Origin of the sequence: Actinomadura darangshiensis, from assembly GCF_004349235.1 — a bacterium.
Taxonomy (GTDB): domain Bacteria; phylum Actinomycetota; class Actinomycetes; order Streptosporangiales; family Streptosporangiaceae; genus Spirillospora; species Spirillospora darangshiensis.
In genome coordinates this window covers 25,880-38,179 of record NZ_SMKY01000027.1, presented here as the reverse complement: position 1 = coordinate 38,179, position 12,300 = coordinate 25,880, and the positions used below count along the sequence as shown (strand labels likewise).

At 71.0% G+C, this 12,300-nt stretch carries 12 protein-coding genes; 7 read left to right on the top strand and 5 right to left on the bottom strand.

The window, feature by feature from the left end; genetic code table 11:
- Together E1293_RS08975 and E1293_RS08970 are read right to left on the bottom strand one after the other, a co-directional pair.
- Entirely contained in the window at positions 1–975 is a 975-nt protein-coding gene (locus tag E1293_RS08975; protein ID WP_132195799.1) for an N-acetylglucosamine kinase, read from the bottom strand.
- 48 nt (positions 976–1,023) lie between these two features.
- Positions 1,024–2,175: an SIS domain-containing protein gene (locus E1293_RS08970; RefSeq protein WP_132195797.1), complete on the bottom strand. Its 1,152-nt coding sequence runs from the start codon at positions 2,173–2,175 to the stop codon at positions 1,024–1,026.
- Between the two features lie 265 nt (positions 2,176–2,440).
- On the opposite strand from E1293_RS08970, the gene E1293_RS08965 reads away from it, so the two are divergent.
- From E1293_RS08965 to E1293_RS08935, 7 genes are all read left to right on the top strand, one after another.
- Entirely contained in the window at positions 2,441–3,223 is a 783-nt protein-coding gene (locus E1293_RS08965) for a GntR family transcriptional regulator (protein ID WP_165978147.1), read from the top strand.
- A gap of 547 nt (positions 3,224–3,770) precedes the next feature.
- Complete coding sequence (locus tag E1293_RS08960) at positions 3,771–4,619, top strand: ABC transporter permease (RefSeq protein ID WP_243716112.1); 849 nt, start codon at positions 3,771–3,773, stop codon at positions 4,617–4,619.
- A complete protein-coding gene (locus E1293_RS08955) occupies positions 4,616–5,347 on the top strand; it encodes an ABC transporter ATP-binding protein (RefSeq protein ID WP_132195795.1) in 732 nt (243 codons plus the stop codon). The genes E1293_RS08960 and E1293_RS08955 overlap by 4 nt, the downstream gene beginning before the upstream one ends.
- Positions 5,344–6,918 (top strand): FAD-dependent oxidoreductase, encoded by a 1,575-nt coding sequence (locus E1293_RS08950; protein ID WP_132195793.1) that lies wholly within the window; start codon positions 5,344–5,346, stop codon positions 6,916–6,918. The genes E1293_RS08955 and E1293_RS08950 overlap by 4 nt, the downstream gene beginning before the upstream one ends.
- The gene (locus E1293_RS08945; protein WP_132195791.1) at positions 6,915–7,259 is read left to right on the top strand and encodes a 4Fe-4S dicluster domain-containing protein; all 345 of its coding nucleotides are present in this window, start codon (positions 6,915–6,917) and stop codon (positions 7,257–7,259) included. The genes E1293_RS08950 and E1293_RS08945 overlap by 4 nt, the downstream gene beginning before the upstream one ends.
- A gap of 32 nt (positions 7,260–7,291) precedes the next feature.
- On the top strand, positions 7,292–8,263 hold the full coding sequence (locus tag E1293_RS08940; protein ID WP_165978146.1) for an ABC transporter substrate-binding protein: 972 nt from the start codon (positions 7,292–7,294) through the stop codon (positions 8,261–8,263).
- Between the two features lie 137 nt (positions 8,264–8,400).
- On the top strand, positions 8,401–8,925 hold the full coding sequence (locus tag E1293_RS08935; RefSeq protein WP_132195787.1) for an ABC transporter substrate-binding protein: 525 nt from the start codon (positions 8,401–8,403) through the stop codon (positions 8,923–8,925).
- Between the two features lie 26 nt (positions 8,926–8,951).
- Here E1293_RS08935 and E1293_RS08930 read toward each other — a convergent pair whose 3' ends face one another.
- The 3 genes from E1293_RS08930 to E1293_RS08920 are packed head-to-tail and all read right to left on the bottom strand — an operon-like array spanning position 8,952 to position 12,080.
- Positions 8,952–9,854 (bottom strand): carbohydrate ABC transporter permease, encoded by a 903-nt coding sequence (locus E1293_RS08930; protein WP_132195785.1) that lies wholly within the window; start codon positions 9,852–9,854, stop codon positions 8,952–8,954.
- A gap of 4 nt (positions 9,855–9,858) precedes the next feature.
- The gene (locus E1293_RS08925) at positions 9,859–10,722 is read right to left on the bottom strand and encodes a carbohydrate ABC transporter permease (protein WP_132195783.1); all 864 of its coding nucleotides are present in this window, start codon (positions 10,720–10,722) and stop codon (positions 9,859–9,861) included.
- The gene (locus E1293_RS08920; RefSeq protein ID WP_132195781.1) at positions 10,719–12,080 is read right to left on the bottom strand and encodes an extracellular solute-binding protein; all 1,362 of its coding nucleotides are present in this window, start codon (positions 12,078–12,080) and stop codon (positions 10,719–10,721) included. Before E1293_RS08920 ends, E1293_RS08925 begins: the two co-directional genes overlap by 4 nt.
- Positions 12,081–12,300: the final 220 nt, after the last annotated feature.

Below are 12,300 nucleotides of genomic sequence, written 5' to 3'. Positions count from 1 at the left end.
CTACGACGGGCTGGACGCGGATTGCAGGCGCTGGAGCGCGTCGGGGCTCAGCGGAGCGGAGCTCGATCTCGCGGCATAGATCGCGGCGCCGATGTCGGGTGGGAAGAGCGGGTCGCGCAGTTCGTAGGCGGCGTACCGTTTGTCGAGTTCGCTCCGGAAGGCGTCCAGGATCAGGGGCCCGGCCTTGAACACTCCGCCGGAGTACGAGACCGGCACCGGCTGCCCGGGGCGGAACCCGAGCTGCGTGCGCGTGGTGTCCACGGTTTCGGCCAGTTCCCGCGCGGCCTCGGCGAGGATGTCGCCGCATCGGCGATCCCCTTGGCCGGCCGCGGTGACGACCAGCCTGCCGAGGGCGGCGATCTTGCTCCGGTTGCCGTGCCAGCGGTTGAGGACGACGTCGACCAGGTCGAGATCGTCGTTGAGGTCCAGGTGCTCCCTGATCAGCGTGTGCAGCGGGCCGGCGGGAAGGCGGCCGTCGCTCATCCTGGAGAAGCAGCCGAGCCCGCGGACGGCGATCCAGTAGGCGGACCCCTCGTCGCCGAAGAGTTCGCCCCAGCCACCGACGCGGACGCCGCGCCCGTCGTGCTCGCCGTAGGTGATGGACCCGGTGCCGCTGACGATGTTGATCCCGTCCTCGCCGCCGAGAGAGCCGGCCCAGCTGCAGACCGTGTCGTTGCCGCAGGCGTAGCGGTCGTGGCCGAGGGCGTCGCGAGCGGCCGCGTTGAGGACGGGGACGTCACCGCTGGCCTCGCCATAGGTCGGCAGACCGAAGAACGCGTGCCGGACGTTCCCGGACGTGATGCCGGCTTCGGCGCACACCTCCGCGACGCCGTCTCGGAGGACGCGGCCGACCAGGTCGATGCCCACTGAGAAGTAGTCGGTGGAGGGCCCCTGTACCTGCGCGGCCACATCTCCGTCGGCGGTCACCAGGCAGAAGGCGGTCTTCGTTCCGCCGCCGTCGACTCCAAGGAACATGGTCAGGCCCCGGTCGTGGAAGCGCCGGCGGGGCCCGCCTGCGGCGGCTCAGCCGAGCGGATGGATGGTGACTCCTTGGACGACACGATTGACCTCCTGGGCGGGGAACGGATTGTCGGGCCGGTGTCCTAGGTGAAGGGATGCGTGCAACGCGATGACCTGGGCGAAGAGGACGTAGCAGAGCGCAACCAGGGCGTCGTCCAAGTCGTCGAGTCCGGGAAGGTGCCAGAGGTCCGCCACTGGCCCGCCGTCCTGGGCCGCGAGTGCGAGGACGCTGGCCGGCGCGAGCGACCGGCGCAGCTCCTCCACCAGGTCGAGGTCATAGCGCCGGGTGTAGGGGTCATTGGACACGTAGACCACGGCCAGCGTCCGGTCGTTCAGCACGGCCTTGGGTCCGTGGCGAAAGGCGAGTGGCGAGTCGGCAAGGGGCAGCACCTGGCCCGCGGTCAGCTCCAGCAGTTTCAGCGCCGACTCGTGGGCGAGGCCCCGCAATGGGCCACCGCCGAGGTAGACGAAGCGTTCGTAGCCCGCCGCGACCAGCGACCGGGCCCGGTCGGCGATGCCGGGCAGAGCGCGCTCAGCGGCCGTGGCGAGGTGGTGGACCATCTCGTCGGTCATGCCGTCGCCGAGCACGAGCAGGACGCCGAGCACCATGCACGTGAAGCTCGAGGTCATGGCGAAGCCCTGGTCGTTGGCCGCGGCGGGCATGCGGAGCACGGTGGAGGACTTCGCGCCGGAATGCTCCCGGCAGAGCCGTCCGTCCGGGTTGCAGGTGACCACGAGGTGGTGGCACTCGGTCAGGAGCCGGTCCGCGAGTTCTGTGGCGGCGACGGCTTCGGGGCTGTCCCCGGAACGGGAGAACGAGACCAGCAGCGTCGGTACGTCCTCGGCGAAGCAGCCGTGCGGGTCGGCCACCAGCTCCGTGCTGGCGACGGCCTCGACGCGGCGGCCGAGGCGGCGGCTCAGCACCGGCGCGAGGAGCTCACCGGCGTACGCGGACGTCCCCGCACCGGCGAGCACGATGCGCAGCCCGCGACGATCGAGCAGGGGGCGGAGCGCGGCCGTGTGCTCGCCGCCCAGCGCCGCGACCGTCTTCGCGACCTCCCGCCACAGGGCGGGCTGCTGCACGATCTCGCGGGCCGTCCGGCCTGCTCCGCGGTCGTCGAGTTCGCCGGCTGCGTATCCCAGAGTCCGATCCATGAAGGTCGAGGTCCCCCTTGCGAATCCATCGGTCGGCGGCGCCGGATCGTCCGCGCCGGCCATGCTGCCGTCCTGGCGCGGTGGCGCCGGACGAGACCGGATCGGGGCCCGGTCTGCCCGGAATGTAAGTGGTATGAGATTGGCTTGTCAATGGCCGTATTTTGGTTCTAGGTGGTTCAGTCAGGGAAGGTCTATAGGCGCGAGGGTGACGGGATGCCCGGCGGCCATCTGATCCGGCAACCGCTCCAACCGGTATGCTTCTGGTATGACTGTTGCGAGGACGCCGCTGCCCCGCGGCCTTTTCGCCGACGACGCACTCCCCTTGTACGAGCGCACGGCCGCGCGGCTGCTGGACGACCTGCGCGCCACCGCCGCGCGCACCGGCGACCGGCTGCCCTCCGAGCGGGCCCTGGCGACTCGGTACGCCGTCTCGCGTGTCACGCTGCGGACCGCCCTCGCCGAGCTGGAGTCGCGGGGGATCGTGCGTCCGGCGTCGTCACGCGGCTGGTTCGTCGCCGAACTCGACCAGGTGCCCGATCCGGCGGTACCGTCCACCGCGGCGTCCCCCCAGGTCCAGGGCTTCGCCGACTACGCCGAGAGCAACGGCCTGACGGCGCGCACCAAGGTCTTGTCCGCCACGGTCCGCCCGGCGACGGTGTCCGAGGCCGAACAGCTCCGCGTCGCCCCCGGCGCCGACCTCTTCGACCTCCACCGGCTGCGCTTCCTCGACGACCTGCTGGTCGTGCTCGAACACAACCGGCTCCCGTTGGCGGCCTGCCCGGCCCTGGCCGGAACCGACTTCAACAGCGCCTCGCTGTACGCCACCCTGCGCGCGGCCGACCCGCCGCAACTGCCGCGCGTCGCCGACTACGAGGTCGAAGCCCGCCATCCGACGCCGCGGGAGATCGAGACGTTCGGGATCGGCGACACCATGCCGATGCTCGTCGCGACCCAGTTGACCTTCAACCAGGCGGAGCGCCCGATAGAGCTGACCGTGCAAGTCTACCGGGGCGACCGCTACCGCTTCCGCGCCTCGATCACCAACTGATCCCCACTCTGGCGTGCGCGCGGCGGCTCCGCGGGACGGGCTCTCACACGAGCGCCTCGACCAGGCTGGCGTGGCCACCCGCCAGGCTGACCTCGGCCAGATGCAGCCTCTTCGCCGCCTACCTGGACTTCTCGGGAGGACCGTCGGTGGAGGGAGCGTCACACTCCGTCCACCTGGGGGTTTCCGGGCGGTGTGATCTGCGTAACCCTCGCCGCGGTCGCCGGCGGGGGGTCGTTCCGGCATATTCCCAGGTAAATCGGTAGGTTTTATCGGAAAACCGCTTTCCGGAGGGCGTCTTCGCAGGTGGAGGCGCGTTTTTGAGGGCTTCACACGGGACGGTGCCGAGGGCATGCTGGGAACATGAACGCAGCGGAGGTCCTGGTGGCGAGGCGCCACGTCGACCTCCTTCGCGTGTGCAGCGCGTCCTGTTGAACCGCTTTTTCGCACGCCGCGGCCACTGACCGGCCTCCTCGTCACTCCACTGGCGCCCCTACGGGGCCGACTCCTGCTGCCTTGCCTTCCGTTCCCCCTGCCCCGGAGGTTTCCCGTGTCCACCGACCTGCTCGATCCGCCCCGCTCGGCGATTCCCGCGGCGGCGCGGGGCTCGACCGTGACCCGTTCCGGTGCCGTGCTGGTGTCGCTGCTGCGCCGGGCGCGCAAGGTCATAGGACTGGTCGCCGTCCTCGCGCTGTGGGAGGCCGGGGCCCGCGCCGGCTGGCTGGGCAGCACGACCCCGCCGCTCAGCGACGTCGCCGTGCGCGGCTGGGAGATGCTCTCGTCGGGCGCACTGCTGGAGAACCTCGGGGTCTCGCTGGTGCGGGTCCTGAAGGGCCTGGCGATCGGGCTCCCGGCGGGCCTCGTGCTCGGGCTGCTCGCCGGGCTGTTCAGGGTCAGCGAGGACATCATCGACGCGCCCGTCCAGGCGGTGCGGATGCTGCCGCACCTCGCGCTGGTCCCGCTGTTCATCATCTGGTTCGGGATCGGCGAGACGTCCAAGGTCGGCCTGATCGCGGTCGGCGTGGTGTTCCCGCTCTACATCAACGTGTTCCACGGCATCCGGGGCGTGGACGAGCGGCTGGTGGAGTCCGCCCGCACCTGCGGGCTCGGCCGGATCGGGCTGATCCGGAAGGTCGTCCTGCCCGGCGCGCTCCCGCAGATCCTCGTCGGGCTGCGGCTGTCGCTCGGTGTCGCCTGGCTGACGCTCGTCGTCGTGGAGCAGTCGGCGACGGCCAGCGGCATCGGCTTCGTCATCAACCAGGCCACCCAGTTCCTGCAGATGGACACCGTCTTCCTGGTGCTCGTGGTGTACGCGCTGCTCGGCGTGTCGACGGACCTGCTGGTGCGGCTCATCGAACGGCGCGCCCTGGCCTGGCGGAAGGGACTGGTGGCCCGATGACGACGACGGTGCGGAGGGGAGTGCGCGTCCGCGGCCTCAGGCGGGTGTTCGGCGAGCGCGCCGTCCTGGACGGCGTCGACCTCGACATCGCGCCCGGCGAGTTCGTCGCGCTGCTCGGCGCGAGCGGCTCGGGGAAGAGCACGCTGCTGCGCGCCCTGGCCGGGCTGGACGGCGAGGGGAGCGGCGAGATCGGCGTCCCCGGCAAGCGCGCCGTCGTCTACCAGGAGCACCGCCTGCTCCCGTGGAGCCGGGTCTGGGACAACGTCGTCCTCGGCCTGCGGGGACGCGGCCTGCGCGAGCGGGCCGAGACGGCGCTGGCCGAGGTCGGGCTGACGGCCCGCGCCGACGCGTGGCCGCTCACCCTGTCCGGCGGCGAGGCGCAGCGCGTCGCACTGGCCCGGGCGCTGGTGCGGACGCCCGATCTGCTGCTGCTCGACGAGCCGTTCGGGGCACTGGACGCGCTCACCAGGCTCAACGCGCAGGCGCTCGTCGCCGACCTGTGGGCCGAGCACCGGCCGGCGGTCCTGCTGGTCACCCATGACGTCGAGGAGGCGCTCCTGCTCGCCGACCGCGCACTGCTGCTCGCGGACGGCCGGATCGAACGGGAGTACGCCGTCGACCTTCCCAGGCCGCGGTCGCTGGACGACCCGCGGTTCATCGCACTGCGCCGCGATCTGCTCGGCGGACTCGGAGTCCGGGCCGTCGCGACCGCCAAGGAGGCATCATGACCGAGTTGAACGCCGATGTGCTCGTCGCGGGCGGCGGACCCGCCGGCGCGTGGGCCGCGATCAAGGCGGCGGAGGCCGGCGCCGACGTCGTCCTCGCCGACAAGGGGTACCTCGGGACGAGCGGCGCGACGGCGTCCGCGGGTACCGGGGTCTGGTACGTCGAGCCGGAGCCGCAGGCCCGGGAGGCCGCCATGGCGAGCCGGGAGAGCCTCGGCGGCTACCTCGCCGACCGCGACTGGATGGCGCGCGTCCTCGACCAGACGTACGCGAACATGAACGAGCTGGCCGAGATCTCCAGGTACCCGTTCCCGGTGGATGACAACGGGCGCCAGATCCGGCGCGGCCTGCAGGGCCCGGAGTACATGCGGCGGATGCGGGTGCGGGTCCGGCGGGCGGGCGTGCGGGTCCTCGACCACAGCCCGGTCACCGAGCTGCTCGCGGACGGCTCGGGGTCCGTCGCCGGAGCCGCCGGGTACCGCGTCCGAGACGACCGGCCCTTCCGGGTGCATGCGGGCGCGGTCGTGCTGGCGACCGGCGGGTGCGCCTTCCTCAGCAGGGCGCTGGGCTGCGACGTCAACACCGGGGACGGCGCGCTGTTCGCCGCGGAGGCCGGCGCGGAACTGTCGGGCATGGAGTTCTCCAACGCCTACGCGATCGCGCCTGCCTTCACGTCCGTGACCAAGACGGCGTTCTACTCGTTCGCCACCTTCTACCACGCGGACGGCACAGTGCTGGAGGGCGCGGGCAGCCGGAAGGGCCGGTCCGTGATCGCCCGGACGCTGCTGAGCGAGCCCGTCCTGTGCCGCATCGACCGGGCCACGCCCGAGGACCAGCGGGCGATGCGCCTCGCGCAGGCCAACTTCTTCCTCCCGTTCGACCGGCAGGGCATCGACCCGTTCAAGGACCTGTTCCCCGTCACGCTGCTCGCCGAGGGGACCGTGCGCGGCACCGGCGGCATCCGGCTCACCGGTGCCGACTGCGCCACGTCGGTGCCGGGCCTGTACGCGGCGGGGGACGCCGCCACCCGCGAGCTGGTCTGCGGCGGCTTCACCGGCGGCGGCAGCCACAACGCCGCCTGGGCGATGTCGTCGGGCACCTGGGCCGGGCAGGGTGCCGCCCGGTATGCCGCCGGACTGGGCGGACGAGCCGGGGAGCGGGCAGTGCACGCGCTCGGCGAGGCGGGCCTGCGGCCTGCCGGCCCGGCGACCGGCGGCCACGCCGAGTACATCGCCGCCGTCCAGGCCGAGGTGCTGCCCTACGACAAGAACCTGCTGCGGCACGGCGACCGGCTCACCCCGGCGCTGGACGTCCTGGACCGGACGTGGCGTGAGCTGCGCGGCACGCTCCGCGAGGAGGGCGCCGGCGTCGTCCGGGCGCGGTCGGCCGCCGCGATGACCGCGCACGCCCGCTGGATGTACAGCGCCGCGCTCGCCCGGACCGAGACCCGCGGCATGCACAAGCGCCTGGACCTGCCGGAACAGGACCCGGCCCAGCACCGCAGGCTCGTCACCGGCGGCCTGGACGAGATCTGGACGCGTCCCGAGGCCGGGGCACTGGCGGTGGCATCGTGATCGAGATCGTCTCGCGCGAGCGGTGCATCGCCTGCGACAAGTGCGTCGACGTCTGCCCGACGAACGTCTTCGACCGCGGCGCGGACGGCATCCCGGTCATCGCCCGGCAGAGCGACTGCCAGACCTGCTTCATGTGCGAGGCGTACTGCCCGGTCGACGCCCTGTTCGTCGACCCGCGCTCGCACGCGCTGCCCGAGCCGCCGGACGAGGCGGTCCTCGCCGCGGACGGCACGCTCGGCGGCTACCGCGCCCAGATCGGCTGGGGCCGGGGACGCACCCCCGGCGCCAGGCTCGCGATCGGTCCGTCGCTGGACCGCGCGGGCGCGCCCCTCACCTCCTGAAGCACCGCGAACCCCCTGCGAAAGGCGGCAACGTGAGAATCCCCCGACTTCTGGCCGCCGGGCTGCTGGTCCTCGCCGCGACGGCGTGCGGCTCGTCGGAGGCCGACAGCGGCTCCGGGACGCTGCGCGTCGGAGTGATCGGCTCGGGCGTCGGCAACAAGCTGACCCGCGCCGTCGGGTTCCTCGACCAGCGCGGCGAGCTGCTCCCGGAGCTGACGGCCGCCGGCGTCACCAGGATCAAGGTCGCCACGTTCCCGAACGGCCCCGACCTGAACCAGGCGCTGGCCGGCGGCTCCCTCGACATCGGCATGTACGGGGACACCCCGGCGCTCATCGGCCGCGGGCAGGGCCTGCCGACCCGGCTGCTGTCGCTCAACTCGGTCCGCCTGGACGCCGCGGTCCTCGCCAAGAAGGACGGCGGCCCGGCGTCCCTCAAGGACCTGGAGGGCAAGCGGATCGGCGTCCAGACCGGCTCCTACATCCACCGCTACCTGCTCGGCGCGCTGGAGCAGGCCGGGGTGAAGCCGAAGGAGATCATCCACATGTACACGCCGGCGATCATCGCGGCGCTGGAGAAGAACTCGATCGACGCGGGCGGCCTGGTCTCCGCCGACCAGGTCGCGCAGGAGCGGAAGGGCTACCGGTCGATCGACGTCGCGTCCCGCGACCACCCGGACCTGCTCGGCACGTCCGTCACGGTCGTGACGGAGAAGTACCTGGCCGCGAACAGGAGCATCGTCCAGGTGTGGCAGAAGGCCGAGACGAAGGCCGTGCGGGTCGCCAAGGCCGACTGGGCGAACTACACCCAGTACGTCGCCAAGACCGGCGGGTACGAGCCCGAGATCACGATCAAGACGACGCTGAAGGAGCAGCTGCCGGATGAGCCCTTCTCCGCGGAGGGGCTCAAGCTGCTCGAAGGGACAAAGGCGTTCCTCGTCCAGCAGGCGCTCGTCAAGAAGGACTACACGCTCGACTCCTGGCTCGCGCCCGGGGCCAGACCCTAATTCAGAACTAAATTGATAGGAAAAGTTGCGTGACGGTGCGAGGCGGGCTACGTTCGTCCGCACCGGCGCGCCGGACCTCGGCGAGGTCCGTGGTGCGGCGCCCCGCGATCCGGGGCGTCCGGGCGAGAGAGGCTCCCATGAGGAAGAGACCGGCCGTCCTGCTCGGCGCCGTGCTGCCGGCGATCGCGTCCGCCGCCGTGGCGTGCGGCTCCGGTTCCGGCGCCGGCTCCTCGGCGGCGTTCGATCCGAAGACCTGCCAGGGCGGCACGCTGACCGTGCTGAACCAGAGCGGGCTGACCGAGTTCGACCCGGCGCGGCTGTACACCTCCGGCGGCGGCGCGTTGCCGACACTGGTCTACCGCACGCTCGCCACCCGGCAGCGGGCCCCCGGCGAGGCGGGCACCAAGCCCGTCCCCGACCTGGCCACCGATCTCGGGAAGCCGAGCGACGACGCCAAGACGTGGACGTACACCCTGAAGGACGGGCTGAAGTTCGACGACGGCACGCCCATCACGTCCAAGGACGTCAAGTACAAGGGCCCCTACAAGGGCGGCGGGTTCGTCGAGCTGGCCGGCACCGACGCGATCTTCGAGAGCCCGCAGCACCCCTACACGCGGCGGCTCCTCGACGCCGTCCCCACCCTGGCCCCGCTCACCGCCTGACCGCTACCGCCCCTTCGCCGCGGGGCTCACCCCTTGACGGATCCGGCGGTGAGGCCGGCGATGAGGAGCCGCTGGGCGAGCATGACGCAGGCGACGACCGGGAGGGCGAGGGAGACGCTGGCCGCGGAGATGACGGGCCAGTCGGCGATGTTCTCGGTCGAGAACTGGGCGATGAACACGGGCAGGGTGACCGCGTTGGACTGGCTGAGGATGAGCGGGATCAGGTAGTCCTGGTAGGCGAGCAGGAAGGTGAAGACGCCGGCAGCGGCGATGCCGGGGCGCACGAGCGGGAGGATCACCTTGCGGAAGGCTTCGAACCGGGTGCATCCGTCGACCATCGCCGACTCCTCCAGCGCCTCGGGGAGCGCCGCGAAGAAGTTGCGCAGCAGCCAGATGGTGAACGGCTGGTTGACCGCGACGAGCACCACGATCAGTGTGATCTTCGAGTCGTAGACGCCGAGCTCCCGCGAGATGTAGTAGAAGGGCAGGACGACCGACATGCGCGGCAGGGCCCGGAAGACGAGGGCCAGGATGAGCAGGCTGACGGCCGCGCGTTTGGTGTAGCGGGCCAGGGCGTAGGCGGCGGGCAGGCTGACCAGCAGCGAGATGACCACCGTGGCGACACCGATGACCAGGGTGTTCATGAAGAAGGTGCCGAAGTCGTGCTCGTACCAGAGGATCCGGTACGCCTCGATGTTCGGCTCGAAGTGCCACAGCGGCGGAAGGGTGAAGGCGTCGATCGGCCTCTTGATCGAGGCGAGCCCGACCCAGACGAAGGGCGCGAGGGCGAAGACGGCGGCCAGGGTGAGGAACCCGTAGGCGGTGAGCGTCGGGAGCCACCGGGACCGCTTGCGCCGTGGACGCGCCGGAGCCGGCAGGCTCCGGCGCCGCGGCCGGGCGGCGGGGCGGTCGGTGGTTTCGGCCGTCATGGGATCACTCACCTCGGAACTGCCGCCGGGTCTGGCGGATGAACGGGATCATCAGGAGGACGATGGCGCCGACCGTCAGCACGCTGATCGCGCTGCCGAGTCCGAGCCGCTGCTGCTGGAAGGCGACCTGGTAGTTGAGGTACATGAGGCTGGTCGTCGCGCCCGCCGGGTTGCCCTTGGTCATCACGGCGATGTTGTCGAAGATGCGGAACGCGTCCATGACGCTCATCAGGGCGACGAACGCGAACAGGCCCCGCAGGCCCGGGATGATCACGTGCCGGACGCGCTGGAACCAGCCGGCCCCGTCGACCATGGCGGCTTCGAGGGGTTCGTCCGGCAGCCCCTGGAGGCCCGCCAGCAGGATGAGCGCGCCGAAGGCCGCGTCCTGCCAGGTGTTCTGCAGGATCAGCAGGAACCGCGCCGGCCAGGGCTCGGAGAGCCAGTGGACGTGCACGCCCGTCTCCGAGAGCGCGTAGGTGAACAGGCCGATCCCGATGTCGTCGCGGAACATCCACCCGAACACCAGGGCACCGACGACCGGGGGAACGATCATGGGGACGAGGAGCAGCCCGAGGAAGAACGACCGGGCCCTGATGACATGGTTCAGCGCCAGCGCCAGCGCGAACCCCACGATGATCTTCAGGATCGTGGTGCCGCCGGTGTAGACCAGCGTGAAGGCCGTCGCGTGCCAGAAGGTCGCCTGGGACAGCACCTCGGTGTAGTTGCCGAGCCCCCGGAAATGGAGCGGCGAGCCGTAGCTGAAGTCGTTCAGGCTGAGGTAGACGGTGAGTGCCAGGGGCGCCACCATCAGGACGGTCATGAGGATCAGGCTGGGCGAGGCGAACGCCAGGAACGTCCGGCGGTTCATCGGAGGTACCCCTTCGCCTTGAGCGAGCTCTCCAACTGGGTCGCCGCCGCGCGCAGTGCCCGGGCCGGGTCGGTGGATCCGGTCAGCGCTTTGGCCAGGTACGGATTGACGACGGATTTGGTGAGCGGGTCCATGTAGGGCACCCGGGGCAGCGGCTGGACGCCGCGTTCGCCCGACTCGCGGACCGCGGGCCAGTACGGCCGGGCGGTGGCCGGGTCGTTGATCATCGACATGCGCGGCGGGACGGCGACGGTCGCCGCCTGCTTCATGACGTCGGGCGATGTGATCGTCGACGCCATGAGGCGGAAGAGCGTCTCCGGGTCGAGCCGGGAGTTCTTCGGAATGACGAATCCGTCCTGCGAGGTCTCGCTGGCGGGCGGACCGCCGGGGACGGCGGCGGGGGCGGCGGCGAATCCGATCTTGCCCGCGACCCGGGACTGGTTCGGATCGCCGATGGGCTGGGCCCGGCTGGCCCAGATCCTGGTCATGCCGATCAGTCCCTGCTGCATCAGCGCCATGACGTCGCCGTTGCCGAACGCGAGGGAGCCGGACGGCATGTAGGGGAGCATCCCCTTCATCTGCTGGAGCGCTTTGAGGCCGGCGGGCGAGTCGAAGGCGGGCCGTCCCGTGTCGTCGAACCAGCGTCCGCCGTTGGCGGTGAGCCAGGAGTGGAATCCGTCGGCCAGCGCGTCGTCGCTGCCCCACACCATTCCGAGCGGATACTTGACGGCTTTGGCGGCCTTGAGCCGCTTGGCCGCGTCGAGCATCTCCGCGTACGTGCGGGGCGCCTTCAGCCCGAGCTTGGAGAACAGGTCCTTGCGGTAGATCAGGATCCCGGCGTTGGCCTGGTCGGGGATCCCGTAGATCTTGCCCTGGTAGGTGAATCCGTCCCACGCCTTGGGATCGATGTCCCCGAGGCCGTACCGGTCCTTGTACTTGGCGATGTAGCCGTCCAGCGGCCGGATCCAGCCCTTGCTGGCGTACTCGTACAGGGTGCCGTTGTAGCTCTCGATGAGGTCGTACGGTGAGGAGTCGCCGGACGACAGGGCGAGCGCCGCCTTCTGGATCTGGCCGCTGAAGTCCACCGGCAGGTGCTTGATCTCCAGGTTCCGCACGCCGCCGCATCCCTTGACGATGGCGTCGGTGAAGGGATCGATGGCCGGGCCGCTGTAGGCGAGGACGTTGACGGTCGTGGGCTTGGCCGGGGAAGGCACGTCGCACGCCTTCCTGGCCGCCTGTTCGACATCGACCATGCCCGCTGGGGCACCGCAGCCGGTGACGGCGAGGAGCCCGGCCGCCAGGCCGGCCAGGGACCTCCGTCCGCCTGCGGGGCGGCTTCGGGCGGAGAGCAGGGCCACCACATCACTCCTTCTCGATGACCGGGCGTGCGCGTCGTCGCCGGGCTCGGCCCGGCTCGCCGGTGATGAGGCCGGCGTCGACCGGCTCGAACGTGGGTCCCAACCATGCTGACATACGTATGATTTGTCAATAGTGCTGGTGGCGGGTACAGGCTTGCAGTGCTATATGTGCATGGATGGCTTCCATCCACCTTGTGTCGCCAGTAGGGTGACGAATGCA

What these genes read in the sequence shown, in the direction of transcription:
- E1293_RS08950 (WP_132195793.1), top strand. Translation starts at nt 5,344, where the DNA reads ATGACCGAGTTGAACGCCGATGTGCTCGTCGCGGGCGGCGGACCCGCC.
- E1293_RS08965 (WP_165978147.1), top strand. Translation starts at nt 2,441, where the DNA reads ATGACTGTTGCGAGGACGCCGCTGCCCCGCGGCCTTTTCGCCGACGAC.
- E1293_RS08935 (WP_132195787.1), top strand. Translation starts at nt 8,401, where the DNA reads ATGAGGAAGAGACCGGCCGTCCTGCTCGGCGCCGTGCTGCCGGCGATC.
- E1293_RS08970 (WP_132195797.1), bottom strand. Translation starts at nt 2,175, where the DNA reads ATGGATCGGACTCTGGGATACGCAGCCGGCGAACTCGACGACCGCGGA.
- E1293_RS08975 (WP_132195799.1), bottom strand. Translation starts at nt 975, where the DNA reads ATGTTCCTTGGAGTCGACGGCGGCGGAACGAAGACCGCCTTCTGCCTG.
- E1293_RS08930 (WP_132195785.1), bottom strand. Translation starts at nt 9,854, where the DNA reads ATGACGGCCGAAACCACCGACCGCCCCGCCGCCCGGCCGCGGCGCCGG.
- E1293_RS08925 (WP_132195783.1), bottom strand. Translation starts at nt 10,722, where the DNA reads ATGAACCGCCGGACGTTCCTGGCGTTCGCCTCGCCCAGCCTGATCCTC.
- E1293_RS08955 (WP_132195795.1), top strand. Translation starts at nt 4,616, where the DNA reads ATGACGACGACGGTGCGGAGGGGAGTGCGCGTCCGCGGCCTCAGGCGG.